Below are 19,718 nucleotides of genomic sequence, written 5' to 3' on the forward strand. Positions count from 1 at the left end.
ATGCTAACGGATACTGTATGTGCCCGTTCCACGTTGCCTGCTTTGTCTACACTCCAATATACAAGCTTATGCACGCCTTCTTCCGACAATACGACGGTCGTTCCCGTTTGCTCAGCGCCATCGTCTACGATGTAGAAGGTATTGGCTACACCCGATTCGTTATCGCTCGCGCTTAAGGTTACAGTGACATCTTGATTAACCCAGCCGCTTGGCGCATTGTCCGTTGTCGTTGGCGGTTGATGTTCAATTGGGTTCACTGTAACATTCGCAGAAGCCGTAAAATTCCCATCTAAAGTTTTGACCGTCACTGTCGCCGTCCCAGGACGATTGCCGATCAGCGAAGCGCTTCTTCCTGTTGAGATTATAGATACAACAGTTGGGTCGCTGCTTATCCACGATACTCGGGTATCGTTCGCATTCGCGGGCGTAACGGCAGCTGTTAATGTTCTGGTTTCGCCTTGAGTCATTGTTACCTTCTGTTGATCAAGAGTCACCCCGCTCACAGGGACGCGTTGAACGACTTGGAATGTCTTGCGATCCACTACCGTATAACCGTCATTGAGCAAAAAGAGTGCATCATAAGTGCCAGGGGCCAGTCCATTGTTTAAACTAACTCTTCCGGATCCAGACTTTAAATAACTCCATATCAAAGATACACCGGCACCTGGAGGAACAGCTCCGGTTCTGTAGATGCCGACCCAATCTTTCCCGTTTAACGCAGCCCCATTATAGGATAGGGTAATGGCTTCCCCTTGGATGTATTGGGATTTGTCTAGTGTTATATGGTCGGAAGCTGCTCCAACTTCTTTAACAGTAACGTTAATGCTTGTTGTCAATGGCACGCTGTTCGGGTTTTCAACTCCGAGAGGCAGGGTTACGGTCCCAGGCACCGAGAAGGTCTGCACCGTCTTGATAGCCGGATCGTAACTAATGCCGCTTAAATCCCAATTCACACTTGCGTCCACATTACCACCATCGGTTGCAAGAATTACTTTTATGGGCAATCCAAGAGCTTCCGCTGTCTTGGCCGTTCCGTTGTTCGCAGATACCGATGCAGGCGCAGTGATGCTGTTTAAATTAACACTGTTAACATTAATTTCAATATCCTGCGACGAACGGTTATACACGGAATCGTCGGCGAACACCCTGATTTTATATGGAGTACCCGGCGACAAATTTGTAAACTTATATTGCCTGTATACATCGTATGGTTTATCCATCGGATACGAAAGACTGTTAAACGATTTGTCCACTTTCCCCGTGAGCTTGTTGATAAGCTGAATATTATATTCCATACCCCGCACATTGTCATTTGCTTGCTTTATTGTAAAAGCAACTTCGTTGGCATTCAAGGAATCGATCTTAATGCCCTCATCAAACTGCGGAACTATGAGTTCTCTTATATCGCTCTTGCTATAGCTAAAGGCATCTTTGCCTTCGCCAACGTTGACTACACGAGGTATGCTTACAAATTCATCTGTAGCTAAATTATACTGCTTGAGGATCAATTTTGTACCGTAAACCTCTATGAAATTCGAGATGCGAGGTGTGGTATGATAGCTTCCATACGAGCCTTCTATATATCCGCCGAACGGACCATCATCTTGATAACTGGAATAGTTCGAACCACCGGAATCGAGATACGAAGCCGCACCTTGATAGAGAGAACGTTCGTCGGTCGGGTCATATTGCGTATGACCTGACATATAGAATACCTGCGAAAAATTATTGTCGGCAATAAATTTACCGAAATTATTACTTGCACCGCTGCTCCATGCCGATCCCCACACGGTTCCGCTTATCGGGTAGTGAGACATTGCAAATATGGGTTTTGTTGGATCATAATCCGCTTCACTTTTAATTTGGTTGAGGTAATTGGTGGCTTTTCCCACCGTGCTACTGCTGTTAATATTTGCATCAAAACCAATCAAATTATATCCTTTTATCTTTACCCTATAAGCACTGTTATAGAAATCGTTATCGTACGAATTCGTTGAGGCGTTCCACGCGCCCGCCGAACCGACAGGTATTAAGTTTTGGGTGCCGCCCATATCATGATTGCCTTTTACTATATATAACTTCGTAGTGTTAAATAAGCCCTCATCTTTAAGTTTATTGTATACTTTTGTAAGCTCACCCATCCACACATATTCATTGGCATTGTTACCGCCGGTAATGTCGCCAGGCTGCACCAATACGTCGGCCTGCGGGAATACTTTCAGGGCTTTTCTATAATCTGCTTCCACGCGCGCGATTGTACTGGGATTTGCAGAGATTTCCGGGTCGCTGCTATCCGCTATATTTAAATCAGCGGGAGTTAATGTTTTATTGCTTTTTTGATAAATGAATATGGCGTTGTTTAGTTCACGTTCGTAATAATTGATGGTTTCCTGTGTATATAATTTTACTTTTTGCGTTGTTGCAACCGTAGCTGCCGTATTCAAAACCTTTTTCAAATAATCAAAATCGGTTTGGCTGAAGCCGCTGCCGAGACCGCCTGCTACTATTGTATTTGCTTCTGATATTGTGTCGTTAAGTGCGTTCATATCTACTTTATTTAAACCGTAACCATTATAATTAGCTTGAACTGCATCAATGCTTAGTGCACCTCTCCAAACCTTCAGATCAGCGATATCGAATGAATTACCACCATTGCCGCCCAATCCGTCGCTACCTATATTTAATGGGTTCGATGTATCTAAAGTTCCGACCCCCAGCGAAGTTTCAGCCATTTCGTAACCATCAATATACAACGACCCGAGCATTTTATCTCTGTCTACAACAAATGTCACGTAACGCCAAGCGGAAGCATTAAACGTGTCGCGCCCAAATTTTACTGATGTGGTCGGGAATCCTAAATTCATATTGACCGAATTGGCTGATGTATAAATCGCCCAGCCTGCGTTAGAGCTCTTACTAAAATCCTTGTTCGATACTATTACCTGATTATCCTTAGTGTCGCCCTTATACCAGAAGGATGTGGTAAAACTGTTATTACCAACATTCAAGCTTTGCGTCGTACTGGCATAATTGCCGTTTCCGCTTTCTAAGTGCAGAGCTTTGGTACCGGGTAATACACCGTCTACATAACTATAATTTCCATGTGCTATCAACGAATGCCCTTGATTTGCATCGTCATCTAAATTATTATCGAATTTAATCGATGCCATAAGTGGGTTGGCATTTATTACGTCACTCTCTGCATTTACTGCGGTGTTCGATAACGTACCGATTAACATCATTGATGCGAGGGTAAAGGATATAACTCTTTTCACTACAGAAAACCTCCATACTTTAGTTTTTTAAGGATCTGTTCAAAAAGCTCGTAAAATTAAGTAAAAAACAAAACTCACCAAAGTCTGATGCGATAAATAAAGGCCATCTCAATCCGTAAGCACCACCTCCCAAAATTTCTCTCATCCCAATTTCGATGCTTACATTCAAGAAATTTTTTACATTTATAATGTTTACATTAAAAAATCTACTATTTCATTTCTGTACAAAATTTACTGTACAATGAAATTGCGATCTATAGGTTAATTACATGTAAAATGCGGGTTTATTTATTGTAAACATGAGGCTGCAATCCGTCATATCAATGAACCTTACTGCTTAACTTCAAGCCGATAACACCAACAACGATGAGTACCATCCAAGCTAATTGGGTTATATTGAATGATTCCTTGAAAAGCACAAATCCTACCAGTGTAATTAGAACAATACCGACGCCTGACCAAATCGCGTAAGCAACTCCAACTTCAATGTAGGTCAGAGCAAAGTTAAGCAGGGTAAAACTGCAGCCGTATAAAACAAACATCAATATAGATGGCCAAAATCGGGTAAAACCTTCGGATAGCTTCATTGACGTCGTCCCCGATAATTCAAAGAGAATGGCAAGTATTAAAAGGATCCATCCCAAACCACTCTCACCCTTCATCTGTGGATTCCTCCAAGTGAAGTTCAGCGTACGAAGAGATGAGCACACTCGCGTCATTGAGCCAGCAATCGCCAGACCTTGCAGCATGATTCATCATTACCCCTATAGTGGCTGCAACCCCTGCAGATTTCCCCATCTGCATGTCGCTGTTGGTATCCCCAATCAAGGCCACTTGATTGGGTGCTAATCCAAGCTCTAAGCAAGCCTTATGTACCATTTCGGGAAAAGGCTTTCCCTGTTTCACCAGATCGTTCCCGACAATAACTTTAAAAAATTGCCGAATGCCCAACCACTGCAAATGTTTTTCCGCATCCGCCGTCTCATCAGCCGTTACAATGCCCATAGGCATTCCTTGATCATGGCATTGCTTCAGAAAGTCTATAACTCCCGGAAGCGGATAAACGGGGCGAACCTGTTCCATTTCTTCATCCGCCAAACGCTTACTATCCCTTGCTATCCGCATGGATTCACTCCAAGGGAGTCCTCGCCGGTAGCCTTGCCATGCTAATATAGCAAGCAAATCGCCAATCGATCCCATGGCGAGTGGACCGTTTCTACTATAATCAGTCATATGCCCGGCGGCGTCATGAACCGTTCCCCACAAATCCGAGATGGGATCAATGACCCCATCCGTTGCAACAGCCAAGACTTTACTTGAATAATTCCGGTATAACGACTCGCTCCAATATCCCCAAAGACTTATAAAATCGAGTAGTGTGCCATCCTTATCAAATAAAACCCCCTTTACAGAATAACTTCTCTTGTTAATCATCAATTTTGGCATTCCCATCGCTCCCGAGGTCCTCATGTAGGTGAAAACTAACTATCTTTCCTAACCAATAATGCTTCCGTTCGCCGACGCATCCTTCCGGACAATAACATTACAACTGTTCGCATAATCAGGTTAGCCAGTATGATTAGCAGCGACATGGCTGCCGCCTGAGCGATATCACCTGAGTCCTCCATGTTAACAATCGCCACGGCAGCGGGTTTCAAGTCTGGCGCATACAAAAAGATGATTGCCGACACCGTCACCATACTGTTGATAAAATAATACATACAAATCTCCAAAATACACGGCAATGACATGGGCAGCGTTACCCTGACAACTGTCCTATACCAGGGTACATTCATCGTTTCTGATGCGGCTTCGAACTCGCTATCCAGCTTTTTAAGCGCCGAGGTCATCGTTAAAAATGAAACCGAATAAAAATGTACAATATTACATATAATCATGATCCATATCGTCCCATATAGCCCATGTAAGGGTTGGTTCGGATTATTAAAGAAGAATACATAGATGAGACCTAGTACCAATCCTGGCAATGCAAGCGGCAGCATGGACAGAAAATAAGCCGCATTGCGTAATAATGCATAACCGCGAGATTTTTCAATGAGATAGGCAAATAGAAATGTCACTACACTGCCAATCAGCGCAACACCAGCCGAAATAATCAAACTGTTCACAAACGGTCCCGCCCCGTCAAGAAAACCATCGTAATGGGAAAAAGAGAACTGTAAGTTATAAGGCCATACTTTCACTATTGATCCATAGAGAGCCACAAGAATAATGCTTAGAATGGCAGCTGATACAACCGAACAAAGAATGAATAATAGGACGTCGCGCAGCTTGTTTGCTTCAATTCGATATGGCATTGATTTTGCGCTAAGCCACCCGCTCTGTTTCCGCTGGGAAATTCGGTCTATGACAAACGAAATCACGGCCGGAATTAACAACAGCACACCGACGGCGGCCCCCATTTGCATATTCTGTTGACCAATCACTTGCTTGAACAAATCGGTCGCAAGAACATTGTATTGTCCTCCTACAACCTTAGGTGCTCCAAAGTCAGTAAACGTCAGGACAAAACAAACAAAAACCGTGCTAATGAGCGCAAACTTGCTACCTGGTACGGTTACCGTCCAAAAAGTACGCCATTTTGACGCACCAAGCGTCTCTGCTGCTTCATATAATCGATAATCCGAACTCGCAAAAGCAACCGAGAGGATGAGAAATGCTTGTGGAAAGGTATATAAAATTTCAGATAGAACAATCCCGTTCTGCCCGTAAAGCTCAATTCGAAATTCAGGCAGCAGACCGAAGAACCCAGTTGAAATAAGTCCTTGATTGCCAAACAAATAGATTAATGCTAATCCGTGCAGCATCGAAGGAGCAAAAAGCGGAAGCAGCGCTACGGAACGAAAAAACCATTTCCCTCGGATTCCGCTTCTCTCAAGCGCATAAGCAAATCCGAATCCGAGTGTCACAGCGACTACGGTTGTAATCAATGAAACCTTAATGGAATTCCATAATGAAGTTACTAGCGTCGGTGTAGAAAAATATTTGGCAAAATTAGCGAGTCCAATAAAATTTCCATCTTGATTGCTAACGGCTTTGATCAAGAGTTCACCAAGCGGCATTAGGATCGTAAAAATTAAGGCGAGTGTCATTATTAAAATGAAACTGTTTTGACTCCATTCGTTAGCATTCGGTCGTATTCGTTTTAACCACGTATCCATGCCATTCACCTCCTCACCCAACCGCTATATCGGATACCTTATCAAACCGGATGACGTGTTCAGGCAGTAAGTTAAATGTTACCTTCTGTTTTAGTTTGATGTTAAAAGTCACCATAGCTTGCGTTGTCAGATCAACGGTAAGAAATTGAATAAGCGGAGAATCCTGATGATCCAATAATTCTAGAACCATGCGGTAATGTGTCCCTCGATATTCAATTTCCCGTACGATTCCCTGTCTGCCTTTCTCATGACCTTCCCGAACCATTTGAACATGCTCTGGACGGATAGCTAGTATAGGGTTCCCTTGTTTTCCGTTATTCGGTTCGATAAAGCTGACTGCTCCAATAAAATCGGCAACAAAGGGACTATTCGGACGTTCATACACTTCATTCGGGGTGCCGATTTGAACGATTCGTGATTGGTTCATAACTACAATGCGATCAGCCATAGTTAAAGCTTCCTCCTGATCGTGCGTCACCATAATTGTCGTCATCCCAAATTGCCTGTGCAGACGGCAGATTTCACGTCGCAGCTTGACGCGCACCTTAGCGTCGAGTGCGGATAATGGCTCATCCAGCAACAAACAATCCGGTGAAAATGCGAGCGCTCGCGCAAGAGCTACCCGCTGCTGTTGGCCTCCTGATAATTGTGAGGGTACTTTATGGCGCTGTTCCTCTAACTCCACTAATCCTAGCAGCTCGTCCACGCGATCTTCGATTTGGGACTTGGTTAACCGATTGCGAAGTCCGTACGCAATATTCTCCGAAACAGATAGATTAGGAAATAGAGCATACGATTGAAACATCATGCCGAAGTTCCGTTTGCCAGCCGGTACAGAGGTGATATCTTTTCCCCCAATGGTCAAATGGCCCCCATCCGCTTTTTCCAGACCCGCAAGGATGCGCAGCAATGTTGTTTTACCGCATCCGCTTGGCCCCAACAGACAGATGAATTCATGTTGATGAATATCTAAATTTATTTCCTGCAGTGCAGTTTGCTTCCCAAAGTGCTTGGAAAGGTTGCGCAGCGATAAATATCCTTGCTTCATAACAAATGCCCCTTTTTTATTAATTTCCCCAAATAAATTCCCAAAAATGGGAAGGATGCCAACATCGGCATCCCGCAGTAATCCACCGTCTACTTTTTCGGCTCCGATTTGGAATCGTATTTCTTTGCCCAATCTGCCAGCACAGATTCACGGTCTCTAGCAGCTTGGTACAAATCCAACTTGGTCAATTGCGATACCGGATCTTTACTGTAGCCATCAGGAATTTTGTTTCCTTCTTGTTTAATACTTAAGATAGCGTAGTTTTTATTGTATTCCTTCATCGGCTCAGCGCTAATCGCCCAATCCAAGAACAACTTCGCTTCCGGCTTAATGTCTTTCTTTTTCACTAATGCATTTGCTTCCATATCCCAGCCTGATCCTTCTTTAGGGAAAATGACTTCAATCGGGGATCCTTTTTTCTTCTCCAGGATGCCGCTGTATCCATAAGAGATACCGATCGGAACTTCTCCTGAAGCTGCCATTTTCGCCGGTTTGGATCCAGAATGGGTATACACCATCATGTTTTCATGCAGCTTGTCCATAAAAGTCCACGCTTTATCCTTGCCGTACAGTTGCATAAGAGCATTAACGGTTAAGTATCCCGTACCTGAGGATGCAGGATTTGGCATAGCGATTAATCCTTTGTATTCCGGTTTAGCCAGATCCTCGTAAGATTGGGGAATGGCCAGGTGACGCTTTTCCATCTCCACCTTGTTGACAATGATGGCAGTCTCCCAGATGTCAATTCCGACCCATTTGGGAACGCTCGATTTATCTTTAAATTCAGGGAGCACTTGATCGACACCTTTAGGCGCATAAGGCTCCAATATTTTCTGATCATCCATAACAAGCAAGCTTGTTGCTGCCAATCCCCAGATGACGTCGGCTTGAGGATTTTCTTTCTCTGCAATTAACTTGGCTGTCATGATCCCTGTTGAATCGCGAACAATGTTCACTTTAATCGTAGGATTCTGAGACTTAAATGAAGTAAGATAGGTTTTAATTTGTTCTTCTTCCATTGCGGAATATACGGTGATTTCTGCCGGTTTGCTTGCAGCAGCTGTTGTTGCCGGACTCGGTTGGCTGCTGTTTTGAGCTGATCTTTCCGGCTTTGCTGTGCCGCATCCTGCCAATAAACCAGTAATAAGTAACATAGACGTAAGTGATTTCCATTTCGTTTTCATTGTTAATCCCCTTTTCCCGATATCATAATTTTGAGATGATTCTATACGCACTAACTAAACCGAAAAGCAGATCTTATAAATTCAATAAATATTGAATTAATAAGATATTATTGCGAATTATTTCCATATATTCGATCAATACAATATTTATTGTACAATAGGAATATCTCTTTTGTGTCAAACGACCGTTAACTCAGCGTAAAGATTATGTAAATGCATAAACCTAGTCTTAAACAAGTGTTTTTTTGCTATAATAGGAGTAATTCAAACAAAATCTATTGAATCTTTCAGCCTATCAAATAGGGAAGTGAAAATTCTAATGTCTCAAAAAGAAGAAAATCACGCATCAGAACAAAGGGTGCGTATCAGACAAGACATCATTGATGCTATTGCAGAAACGATGGATTTGTACGGAGCAACTCATTCATCCGGTCAATTGTACGGGATTATGTTCTTTGAAAATCGACCGATGACTCTCGATGAAATGAAAATTCGAATGAATATGAGTAAAAGCAACATGAGCTATGCGGTTAGATCATTGGTAGAATCCCAAATGGTCAAAAAGTTGGAGGAAAAGCAGGAGCGAAAAGAACTGTATGCTGCTGAGGTCGATTTTTTTCTTGCGTTTCAAAACTTCTTCACGCTCAAGCTCCAGCGTGAAATCAATGTAATGACAGAAGCCATAAGTAAAGCTCTTCCTGAATTGACAGAATTGATTCTTGACGAACATATAACAGACCAGGAGCGTAATCTTGCTCTTCAAGATTTATATAAGCTTCGGCATGGGCAAACCTATTACGAATGGCTTCAGCAGTTTGTCGATACCCTGAAGCGAGGGGAATATTTTAATGATATTTCTTCACCGTAAATGCTTGGTTCTGCTTCAGGAATCTTATCTCCCCCTCTGTAAAATGGAATTAAAAAAGGGAAATAACAGGAATCCATCTCCTGTTGTTTCCCTTTTTCATTGTGCTAGTGTATCCGAAATTCGCGATGCCGATCATTCCTTATTTCCCGAATCAGATTCGGCTAACAGAATGTCGATTTCGACCGCGGCGCGGTCCAAGCCATCCTTGGCAGGCAGTTCACCCAAAAATATTTTACGCAAATATAGGGTATAGACTTCGTTAATTTTACTCCAATTCTTGACCGGAGGCCGCAAAAAGGCATGATCCAGAGCCACGATATACGGATAAATGAAGGAATCCTTATTAACCGTCAATTCTTTCGCCGCATCCATATTGGTCGGAATCAATCCGGTGCGAGACATGATCAGCTGCGCTTCCTTGCCCGTCATCCATTTCATAAAAGCCCAAGCTTCATTCCGCTGCTTACTTCCTCTCATAATAACCATGTTCTCGCCGCTTATAATGGAAGAAGGGCCGCTGCCGTTTGGAAAAGGAACAGCCATCGTCAGATTAAGAGCCCGATCCATCTCCACATCATTCAATATACTGTAGAACCAGGGGCCTTCATCCGTCATCAGAATGTTTCCGTTCTGCACGCCGCCCCAATTGTCGCCTCCGCCTGTCACCACAGAGAGATCAATAATTTTCTCCTTGTACAGAGCGGTCAATTGCTCCACCGCCCGGATGGTTCCCTCTCCATTCAAGAACCCCGAGGCCTTCTTATAATCTCCGTCCGTAATAGCTCCTCCGAGACTATAAATATATGGAAGCGTGCTCCAGCCGTCCCAACCGCCGAGACCGATGGTGTAGTGATTGCTCCTAGCCAGATTCACAATTTCCTCCATGGTTTGCGGTGGCTCGGAATAGCCCGCCCGCTTTAGAAGATCGCGGTTAAAGATGGCTGCTTTCGTATTCACATTCAACGGCAGCGAGTAATATTGATTATGATAAAGGCCCACGATCATAGATTGCCGGCGGGACTTTGCACTAATTTCCTCGAAACCGCTCAGTTGGTTTAACGGTTCAAGCAGGCTATCTTGGGAGAACTCTGGTACCCAGGCGATATCCATCCGTACCACATCCGGCCCCCGGTTGGAGGATGCCCGCGCGATCAGGGCATTTTTCAATTCGTTATTGTTCGCTACGCGTACCGGCTTGACCCGAATGTTCGGGTTGTCCCGCTCAAAAGACGGGATCAGCTCTTGCTCAAGCAGTCTGGTTTCTTCGTCGCTATACGTATGCCAAAATGCAATCTCGGGCACTTCGTGCCTATGCAGTGTTTGGACTTCCTTCGGATCGGAGATGACGGATTGATTGCCGCAGCCTGATGCTAAACCAATAACCAGTAAATGGGATAACCATCGCCACTTCAAGATAGAGCTCCCCCTCCTATGATTCGAAATACGATTCTGACACCTGATGCTTTTCTCTATATTGCAAAGGCGTTAATCCGGTCAATTTCTTGAACACCTTACTGAAATATTTCACATCGTTAAAACCTGAGGAATCGGCTACGTCGTATACTTTACTGTCTTTTTGCGCTAATATCCGCTTGGCTTCCCGTATTCTCAGCTCAATTAAATAATCGATAAAGTTGCGGCCGGTTTGCTTTTTGAACAGAATACTGAAATAACTCTTGCTCAGGTGAACGATATCCGCCACACCCTGCAGTGTTAAATTCTCGGTATAATGCTCAGCCAAATATTCGAGCGCCTTCATAATTAACTGCCCTCCGTAGCCTTTGTCCGTCAAGTTCGGAAGGACAGGCTTGTGGGTTTCCTCCAGCTGGCCGATCAAATGGGCTGATAATTGTTCCAATGTCTCAGCCCGCTGCAGCAAATCAAGCCGTTCTGGAAGCAGTGTTCCCGCGTCGGCCTGAAGATGATAAACGCACGAGAGAAGTTGGCATGCCTCATTTTTCACTTGCTCCGGATCCAGAAAACCGCTTCTCCAGCGCTCAAGCGCACATTCAATCAACGAGGTGCTCGGATCGCCATTACGAATGCTTTCAATAAAAGGGGTCCAATCCTGGATAACATCTATTGCAGGTTGTGTTGTTCGCTCACTGTCCAGTCCGCTTGTCATATACAGGCCGCCCAGACCTTCGAAAAACCGCCTCTGGCAAGCAGCTCGGCTGTTGGCAAAGCCATGGAGCAGTCTGCGGATGCCATGTTCGATTGTGAACCCGGTCGAAGCGGAGAGTCCGCATTTGGTTTCCAGTACCGCCCTCCACTGATGGAGGAGCTGCTCAGCTCCTCCATCATGATCCGGCAGTATGAGAAACATACTGCTTTCGGACATTAGCAATGCGACTCCTTCCTGCACGTGCATATAAAACATCTCCTGCAGTTCCTCAAGAAGCAGCTGCACATACAGATAGCCGCGATTTTCTCTCCATTCATCTGCACTATCCAGCAGGACATACATGCAGGCGTATCGTTCCTGCAGCCATGAGGGAACCCAATCGGCTTCCGTTAAAGTGGCATGTTCTTGGACGATCAGCTTTTTCAGCTCATGTTCGAGGCTTTTTCGCTCACGGTAGATCGCCCCTTGCTGATATTGATTCAGCTCGGACTCCTTCCTTCTCTCCTCCTCAAGCATGGCTATACACCGTTTGAGCACAGCGAGCAGGTCTTCCGGTTCCATGGTTGGCTTTAACAAATAATCGACTGCGCCGAGTTTAAGACCCTCTCTCACATATTCGAAATCATTATAACTGCTGATCAAAATCACCTTAAGCGACGGGTAGAGCTGTATGGCCTGCTCCATAAGTTGAATGCCGTTCATCAGAGGCATCTTGATATCCGTTATAAGTATATCTATGGAACGGCTCTCCAAGGCAGCCAGCGCTTCTACTCCATTGGCGCAATCGTCTTCCGCCGACATCCCTTCATGCTGCCAATCAATAAAAGAATGAATGCCGTTGCGGATCACCGGTTCGTCATCGACAATAAGTACTCGGTACATCATACCCCTCCTTCTCCCAAGTTTCTATGAGGTTTGTGGAGCACGATCCGGATGGTAGCTCCCTGATCCGGTTCGGTTGTTACGGACCATTCCGACTGATTGGCATAATGAAGCCTTAATGAGTCATGTATGTGTCGCAGGCCAATGCCGATTTCTCCGCTGGCAATAGAGGATTCAGGATCGTTTAGCCCCTTCAGCTTCTCTTTATCAATACCGAGACCATCATCCTTCACGATAAATCCAACCATTTCCTCCGTTTGATAAACCTTAATGAAGACTTCTCCGTCCGTATTTTTCGGGACAATCCCATGGAAAATAGCGTTTTCCACCAAGGGCTGCAGGAGCATGCGGGGGATGATTATTTTCTCAGCTCCCGGCTCAACATCCAGCTTCAGGTTAAATTTCTTCTGGTAGCGGAGCTCAAGAATAACCAGATATTTGTGGATGATGTCCAGCTCCTCCTCCACAGTAACCATATTCCCGCTTTTCGCCATATTCGCTTCCAACAGCCGGGTTAGCGCCGACAGGCCTTGATAAGCACGTTTATTTTGATTCGAGCGGATCAACAGCCTCAGGGTGCTTAGCGTATTATACAGGAAGTGCGGATGAACACGGTGTATGACTGCGCGAAGCTCAGCATCATGTTTCTGACTCTGCTCATCTTCTACCCGCTGCATCAAGTTTTCAATTTCATGAAGCATCTTATTGAACTGTTTGCTTAAAAGGCCAATTTCATCGGAGGAGTGAACCTCAGTCCTTACTTTCAAATCCCCATCTTGTACGAGCTGCATAACGCGGATCAGCTGATTGATTGGCCTCGTCACTCTGCTGGCGATGAAAAGACCGATGCCAATTGCGAGCAGAGCGAAGACAGTGGAAGAAAGCAAAATCCAGGTTTGAAACTTGTCCAAAGGACCTGTAATCTCATGTATCGGAACAGTGCCTACGATCATCCAACCATTGCTAAGAAGCTGCTTGACCCCGTAATACGACACTCCTTTTATACGAAACTCAAATTCCGCACGATCATGGTTGACGATGTTTCCGTACAAATCGGGATTCTCCACTTTCTTGTTGATCAATCTTAGATCGGGATCAATCATGACCCTACCCTCGGCATCCACGACGAAGAATTTACCTGTCTCTCCAAGCTTCAACTCCTCAATCGTATTTAGTATCGCGCGTCCGTTCAAATTCACTTGAATCAACCCGATATTGTTTAACGAATTAAAATCCTTTAACACTCTGCCAACAGGAAGAACCAGGTCCGTATTGACACCACCGCCGCTGAAAAGGTCGTATTGAATCCCCTGCCACACTAATTCGCCGTTTTTGCTGTTGGCTTCCTTCACCCAACTCTGGCTGGATAGCTGCATCCGCTTCACTTTTCTATCGGAAAAGGTGCCGCTTCCCCACCCGCTCCCATCCTCTTTGAGCACATAAACAATTTTGACGAAAGAATTCGAATATACAATATTATTCAGCATCGTATTCATATATTGAAACATTCGGCTCTGCTCTTCCGAATTACTGCTATTTACATGCAGTGCCGCGTGCTGAATATTTAGATCGCTATAAATGAAGTCTGAGGTATCGCTCCCAACGTTTAATATGGACGAGAGTGAATCTGCTGTCTTTTTGGCGATTTGGACGGTAGACTCCCGTACGTTCTTCTTTAGTATGGAATCTGAAGCAAAGTAGAAGAATACGCTTGTAAATAGAGTCGGGATCAGAATCACGAGCAGAAAAGCCAGAATGATTTTGGCAGAAAAACGGTTAAATAAAAGATATATTCGAGACATAGCGCCCCCCCACCTCAGGAATCTTATTTACCAATTGTATAATGATTAGGCGCATAAAACCAATGTCGGATGTTGGGAACAACACTTTGAAAACGCATACAATAAGGAAAGTGTCTTTTTTAATGACAATTGCCAAATATTAACCACCCACATGTTTAATCGTTTATGTCGAAATTTAAAGTCCTTTATTTTCATTAGTTACATTAATTTGTAAATTATTGCTCTGATAGCATTTAATTTAACTACTTCATAGAAATATAAGCGGTTGACCGTTACTACCATAATCACTCATAAGACGATAGTCCTATAGTTCCCCTGAACTGCATTTTGCCAAATAAGTCCAACTATCTGGCTACTAAATGGATAAATAAGCGATCTTCAAATGCAGTGATTTAGCAACCTAAAAACCTGTCAAAGCTCAAGCGTACCGCTCCTTTTCTCACTTTCAAACCTATTTCCACAAACATTTCCCTCGCTTCCCACTAAACATCATTAGGTAAGTTTCGACATAATTCGATAAACACTAGTCATTATTCTCCATTGATCCAACCATCGTTTTGCTGTTAGTTTTTAAGTGTGCTCCGAAAAATTCGGGGCTTCACCACTTATCGACGAGGGGAGAGAAGCTGAGGAACCATTCAATGAATAAGGATTGGTTGATGTGAAGTCTGTCTTAAGTTTGTGCGTTGGATGAGATCAACGGCGCAAACGACTTGACTGTTGGGACCCAAAATCTCGATATGCTTCGAATATTTTGCACAACAGACAATGTCATTCATGTAATGCTCACAAAGTAATGCTGCTCACAAAAAAAATGTCTGGGAGTGAATTAAATGATTAAAAAATTCAAGATGTTAAATAATTCTAAGAAGTTAGCACAAGTTGCGATATGCTTTAGCTTGCTGACAGGAACTGTCGTTAGCAATGTAATCCCTCCAACCACTGCGTTTGCGGAAACGCAGCCTGAAGCGGACACGCCTTTAAATAAAGAGAACTTGAAGCCATTATCTGTTCAATCTGTAGAAAAATTAGAAAATGGTGTCAAAATCAACTTAGGTGAGTATGTAGGCTATGTTCACCTGCTCGATAAGGATATCGCGAAAGTGTCCGTCTTGAAAAAAGGCGAAGACGAATATAATTCCCCGGGAATCGCCAAGAAGGATTGGGATACACCGCGCTTTAAAACAGAAGAAACGAAGGACGAGTACATCCTCTCGACCGACGAGCTTACCGTACAAATTCGCAAAGATAAGTTCGGCATCAAATTTTTGGACAAGCAAGGCAATGTCATCAACGAAGACGCCGAGCAAGGCGTAGGCTATGAAAACGGCAAGCCTTACGTGTTCAAGAAAACAGACAAGAACGAAAACTTCTATGGCTTCGGCGAGCAGTCCGGCGGACTGAACAAACGCGGCAAAAGCATCGGCATGTGGAACACGGACGCTTACTCTTATAACAAAAACACCAAATATTTATATACAACGATCCCTTTCTTCATCGGGCTGAAAGATCAAAAAGCTTATGGTATTTTCTTCGATAATACAAACCGCTCTTACTACGAAATGGCAAGCGAGAAGGACGACTACTACTACTTCTATGCCAACGGCGGTAAATTGACGTATTACTTCATCAACGGACCGAAAATCGGCGACGTAATCGATAAATACACCGAGCTTACCGGTAAAATCACGATGCCTCCGCAATGGTCCTTAGGCTTCCATCAAAGTAAATGGGGATACTCGGCCGATGATATCGTCAATGTAGCAAATACGTACCGCGAGAAAAAGATTCCTTTGGATACGATGCACTTTGACATTGACTATATGGACGGCTACCGTGTATTCACTTGGGATGAAAAATTCAAAAAAGCGCTTAGCACTTTGAAAAACAACGGTTTCCACGCCATTGCCATCAATGACCCTGCAGTCAAGCAAGACGAGAACTACAGCGTCTATCAAGAAGGAACAAAAGGAAATTTCTGGGCGAAAAATCCTGATGGCTCTACCTTCATTGGAGCTGTATGGCCAGGACCTTCCGCATTCCCGAATTTCCATAAGAAGGACGTTCGCGACTGGTGGGGCAACAGCCTTTCTTCCTTGTTTAACGCAGGCATCGACGGCATTTGGAACGATATGAACGAACCTGCCGTATTTGACGGTCCGTACCACACAATGCCGCTTGATGTTAAGTTTGAAGGGGACAAAGGAAACGACTTGCTACATACGGAATATCACAATCTGTATGGACACGATGAAGCGGATGCGACTTACAACGGCTTCTTGAAGAATAAGCCGAATACTCGTCCGTTCGTCTTGACGCGTGACATGTATGCTGGTACGCAGCGTTATGCGGCACTTTGGACCGGAGATAACGTAAGTAATTGGGAGCATCTGCAAATGTCGATCCCGATGAACTCCAATATCGGCTTGTCCGGCGTTCCGTTCGTGGGCAACGACATCGGCGGATTTGCCAAACAAGATGAATTCACGACACCTGAATTATTTGCCCGTTGGATTGAAGTCGGCGCCTTCCTTCCATTTGCCCGCGATCACTATGACAGCAGCGCGAAGAACGGTACTGTGAAAGGTCAAGAGCCTTGGCAATTCGGTAAAGATGTCGAAGACATCAGCCGCAAATACATTTCCATGCGTTATGAGCTGATGCCTTACCTGTACAACCAATTCAAGAAATCTGCAGACAACGGACAGCCGGTTCAACAGCCGCTTGTATACCAATTCCAGAACGATAAGAACACGTACAATATCGAGGATCAATTCATGTTTGGCGATTCCTTGATGCTGGCTCCTGTTGTAACGCAAGGACAAACAAGCCGTCAAGTATACCTGCCTGCTGGCGAGAAGTGGGTTGACTACTGGACTGGTAAAGAGTTTGACGGCAATCAAACAATTACAGTAAATGCCGATCTTGGTACGCTGCCCATCTTTGTGAAGAAAGATACCATTATCCCTCGTCAGGAAGTTGAGCAGTATACGGGTGAGAAGAAACTGGAGAACTTGATTCTTGACACTTACTTGGACAAAGAAGCAAGCTACAGCTTCTACGAGGACGATGCTAGTACATTGGATTACGAAAAAGGCGAATACAATGTAACCAACTTCAAGGTAGAAAAGAAAGGCAATCATATCGAATTCGAGCAGGACAAAAAGACTCAAAAGTTCGCATCCGATATTAAGTCCTACACGCTAAAGCTGCATGATGCCGAAGATCCGAAGAAAGTACAAGCCGGAAACAACAAATACGATAAAGTCGGCAGCGCGGAAGAACTGAACAAACAACAGACAGGTTACTATTTCGATGCTGCTGAAAAAGTTCTTTATGTCAAAATCCCTGTAAACGAGAAACATAAAGTAAACATTCAATAATAAAAAGACTATGTAATCCTTAATTATCTTTCGCTTCAAACCATTTTTCACAACAAAAAACAAGCTTGCCGTTCCCTCGAAAGAGGAATAGCAAGCTTGTTTTAGGTCAATCCATTCTTGTTCATTTTCATTGCCTGATCTATCCTTCCTTATATTCGATAACCACCATATCCCAATATTTCAGCTTGGGCAGCTTTAATTCAAGCTTCCCGTCCTGCTGCTGGAAATCCACAGGGATCGCTGACCCGCCGTAATAGTCTGGTGAAGCGAACCATATTTTTGCAACCGGTTTATCTGTCTTCACCGACACCATGACGTTTTGCTTTTCGGCCGGTTCTGTCTGCGTGCCGTTGGTGTCGTTCCAGTCCATCGTGGAAGCGTCTGTGAAGTTAATGAAGTGAAGAATGTCTTTCCCGTCCTTCTGTTTAGCAAAGCTCCATACTTTACCCTTCTCCGCATGATCGGATATAGCCAAGCTATCGGTTCCTTCTGCACGCAAAGCTGATTCATCAGGCTTGTCCCGAAGCAGATTTTGATAGGCTACCAAAAAATCGTAATAGACTAAGAGCTTGTTATCCAAGACTGGCGAAATTTCAAGGTTTTTGTGCGGAAAATATTCTTTGGACAGCATATTCTCTCCGAGCTCCAGATGGGAGCCGCCTGAGGCAAAAATCACTGCATCCGTGAACAGAATGCCAGGCGTGTTGAATTGTCCTGGATTATTGGAGAATTGATAGTTCATATAAGCGGCCAGAACCGTGTTCAGCCGGTTCTCGCTGAGCTTCCCGTTCTGATCGATCACTTCTTTCAACTGTTGGTAGCCCGGATGATCCTTCCATACTTCGGTATAAAGGAACTTGACGGGCGCTTGACGGGCGATGTAACCCTGGCCGTATTGACCGACCGCATTCATGACATAATCGATATTCAGCTTCTCTTTGGCTTTCTTGAGAAATTCCGGGAAAGTCGCAGCCAGATTGACGCTTTTGCCATCGTATGTCCAGAGCGGTCCGCGTTCACCTAACTGGTCAACCTGCCAGCCGTCAAAAGGGAGCGATTCAAATGCCTTTTTTTCCTTGTCCACTAAATACGACTGCCAATACGGATTGGATGGGTCGTACAAGAAAATGTCGCTGGCCCAATCTTTGGGCAGCATATGTTTGTCCTGGTCATTGTGCTGCGAATCCTTATATAATCCCCATTCCTTCTTCACTCCGTCCTGTTCCGCATCGTCATATGCTCCAAACAGCAAATTGTAGCTCATGGCTTTCATGCCGTGATTGTGAACAAGATCAATATAGTTTTTCACTGTACTGAAATTCACGGGACGATTAGCAATATCCTTCCACTGCCCAGCAGGCTTGGTCCCATCGTAAGGAACAGGTTCATGGTGCTTAAACTGCCAATCGTAAAACTGAATCCCGTTGATATGAAACCGGTTCAAACGGTCGATTACAGATGACATTTCTTCTTGACTCATAGCGGCGAAGTCCGCCAAATAGCCGTAACGGGGAAACTTCCCCCAGTCGGAGGAAACGTCCACGGCGATGTTCATGTGGCCGATAAACATGCCTTCTTTTTCAAGCACCACTTCGGCCATATAGCCTTCATTGTCGACCTCCGGCGGCTTCCAGCTCCAAGACAGCTTGTCGCTTTTTGCCGTCTTCGTTTCTTGTCCGATAATTTGATCCATATGCTTATAACGGATATGAAACGAGCCGCCTGCAGCCGTTCCATCCTGTAAGGTTAAATTGAAATGAACGTCTTCACCCGGCTTATAGGATGCTTTATCCGTGGACAGCACTTTGAGCTGAGAGCCCATCTGAATCTGGTCCATCATCTTGATGTCCGGGCTGCTGTCACAAGCCGTAGTCATAACAATGGCTGTGCCTGCAACAAAAGCCGCTGCCGTACGCAGGATTCTTGCCTTGCTTGTTTTGTCAGTCATGCTAAACCTCCTGATTCTATT

The 19,718-nt window shown here is 44.4% G+C and carries 12 protein-coding genes; 2 read left to right on the top strand and 10 right to left on the bottom strand.

Features of this window, described 5'->3' with window-relative positions; all coding sequences use genetic code 11:
* The 6 genes from AC58UU_RS17875 to AC58UU_RS17900 form a co-directional block, all read right to left on the bottom strand.
* Positions 1-3,275: OmpL47-type beta-barrel domain-containing protein (locus AC58UU_RS17875; protein WP_497317859.1), on the bottom strand; the 3,275-nt coding region annotated here is incomplete at its 3' end.
* Positions 3,276-3,595: 320 nt separating this feature from the next.
* Positions 3,596-3,937: a DMT family transporter gene (locus AC58UU_RS17880; RefSeq protein WP_171686616.1), complete on the bottom strand. Its 342-nt coding sequence runs from the start codon at positions 3,935-3,937 to the stop codon at positions 3,596-3,598.
* On the bottom strand, positions 3,927-4,721 hold the full coding sequence (locus tag AC58UU_RS17885) for an HAD family hydrolase (protein WP_497317861.1): 795 nt from the start codon (positions 4,719-4,721) through the stop codon (positions 3,927-3,929). Before AC58UU_RS17885 ends, AC58UU_RS17880 begins: the two co-directional genes overlap by 11 nt.
* 35 nt (positions 4,722-4,756) lie before the next feature.
* Entirely contained in the window at positions 4,757-6,457 is a 1,701-nt protein-coding gene (locus AC58UU_RS17890; RefSeq protein ID WP_497317863.1) for a putative 2-aminoethylphosphonate ABC transporter permease subunit, read from the bottom strand.
* A gap of 13 nt (positions 6,458-6,470) precedes the next feature.
* On the bottom strand, positions 6,471-7,505 hold the full coding sequence (locus AC58UU_RS17895; protein WP_497318296.1) for an ABC transporter ATP-binding protein: 1,035 nt from the start codon (positions 7,503-7,505) through the stop codon (positions 6,471-6,473).
* Between the two features lie 89 nt (positions 7,506-7,594).
* Positions 7,595-8,689, bottom strand: a complete 1,095-nt coding sequence (locus tag AC58UU_RS17900) for a putative 2-aminoethylphosphonate ABC transporter substrate-binding protein (protein WP_497317865.1) — start codon at positions 8,687-8,689, stop codon at positions 7,595-7,597.
* Between the two features lie 319 nt (positions 8,690-9,008).
* Here AC58UU_RS17900 and AC58UU_RS17905 point away from each other — a divergent pair, with 319 nt between their 5' ends.
* Positions 9,009-9,557, top strand: a complete 549-nt coding sequence (locus AC58UU_RS17905) for a GbsR/MarR family transcriptional regulator (RefSeq protein ID WP_497317867.1) — start codon at positions 9,009-9,011, stop codon at positions 9,555-9,557.
* A 132-nt stretch (positions 9,558-9,689) separates the two neighbouring features.
* Here the strand turns inward: AC58UU_RS17905 and AC58UU_RS17910 are convergent, their stop codons facing one another.
* The 3 genes from AC58UU_RS17910 to AC58UU_RS17920 are packed head-to-tail and all read right to left on the bottom strand — an operon-like array spanning position 9,690 to position 14,366.
* On the bottom strand, positions 9,690-10,970 hold the full coding sequence (locus AC58UU_RS17910) for an extracellular solute-binding protein (RefSeq protein ID WP_497317869.1): 1,281 nt from the start codon (positions 10,968-10,970) through the stop codon (positions 9,690-9,692).
* Positions 10,971-10,986: 16 nt separating this feature from the next.
* On the bottom strand, positions 10,987-12,567 hold the full coding sequence (locus AC58UU_RS17915; protein WP_497317871.1) for a response regulator transcription factor: 1,581 nt from the start codon (positions 12,565-12,567) through the stop codon (positions 10,987-10,989).
* Complete coding sequence (locus AC58UU_RS17920) at positions 12,564-14,366, bottom strand: sensor histidine kinase (RefSeq protein ID WP_497317873.1); 1,803 nt, start codon at positions 14,364-14,366, stop codon at positions 12,564-12,566. Before AC58UU_RS17920 ends, AC58UU_RS17915 begins: the two co-directional genes overlap by 4 nt.
* Before the next feature lie 833 nt (positions 14,367-15,199).
* Between AC58UU_RS17920 and AC58UU_RS17925 the strand changes: the two genes are divergently transcribed.
* On the top strand, positions 15,200-17,749 hold the full coding sequence (locus AC58UU_RS17925) for a glycoside hydrolase family 31 protein (RefSeq protein WP_497317875.1): 2,550 nt from the start codon (positions 15,200-15,202) through the stop codon (positions 17,747-17,749).
* A 139-nt stretch (positions 17,750-17,888) separates the two neighbouring features.
* Here the strand turns inward: AC58UU_RS17925 and AC58UU_RS17930 are convergent, their stop codons facing one another.
* Entirely contained in the window at positions 17,889-19,697 is a 1,809-nt protein-coding gene (locus AC58UU_RS17930; RefSeq protein WP_497317877.1) for a glycoside hydrolase family 66 protein, read from the bottom strand.
* Positions 19,698-19,718: the final 21 nt, after the last annotated feature.

Source organism: Paenibacillus sp. JT22N1 (genome assembly GCF_059692155.1).

Coding starts and splice junctions, on each gene's coding strand:
- AC58UU_RS17880 (WP_171686616.1), bottom strand. CDS start 3,937: ATGAAGGGTGAGAGTGGTTTGGGATGGATCCTTTTAATACTTGCCATT.
- AC58UU_RS17885 (WP_497317861.1), bottom strand. CDS start 4,721: ATGCCAAAATTGATGATTAACAAGAGAAGTTATTCTGTAAAGGGGGTT.
- AC58UU_RS17890 (WP_497317863.1), bottom strand. CDS start 6,457: ATGGATACGTGGTTAAAACGAATACGACCGAATGCTAACGAATGGAGT.
- AC58UU_RS17895 (WP_497318296.1), bottom strand. CDS start 7,505: ATGAAGCAAGGATATTTATCGCTGCGCAACCTTTCCAAGCACTTTGGG.
- AC58UU_RS17900 (WP_497317865.1), bottom strand. CDS start 8,689: ATGAAAACGAAATGGAAATCACTTACGTCTATGTTACTTATTACTGGT.
- AC58UU_RS17905 (WP_497317867.1), top strand. CDS start 9,009: ATGTCTCAAAAAGAAGAAAATCACGCATCAGAACAAAGGGTGCGTATC.
- AC58UU_RS17915 (WP_497317871.1), bottom strand. CDS start 12,567: ATGATGTACCGAGTACTTATTGTCGATGACGAACCGGTGATCCGCAAC.
- AC58UU_RS17920 (WP_497317873.1), bottom strand. CDS start 14,366: ATGTCTCGAATATATCTTTTATTTAACCGTTTTTCTGCCAAAATCATT.
- AC58UU_RS17925 (WP_497317875.1), top strand. CDS start 15,200: ATGATTAAAAAATTCAAGATGTTAAATAATTCTAAGAAGTTAGCACAA.
- AC58UU_RS17930 (WP_497317877.1), bottom strand. CDS start 19,697: ATGACTGACAAAACAAGCAAGGCAAGAATCCTGCGTACGGCAGCGGCT.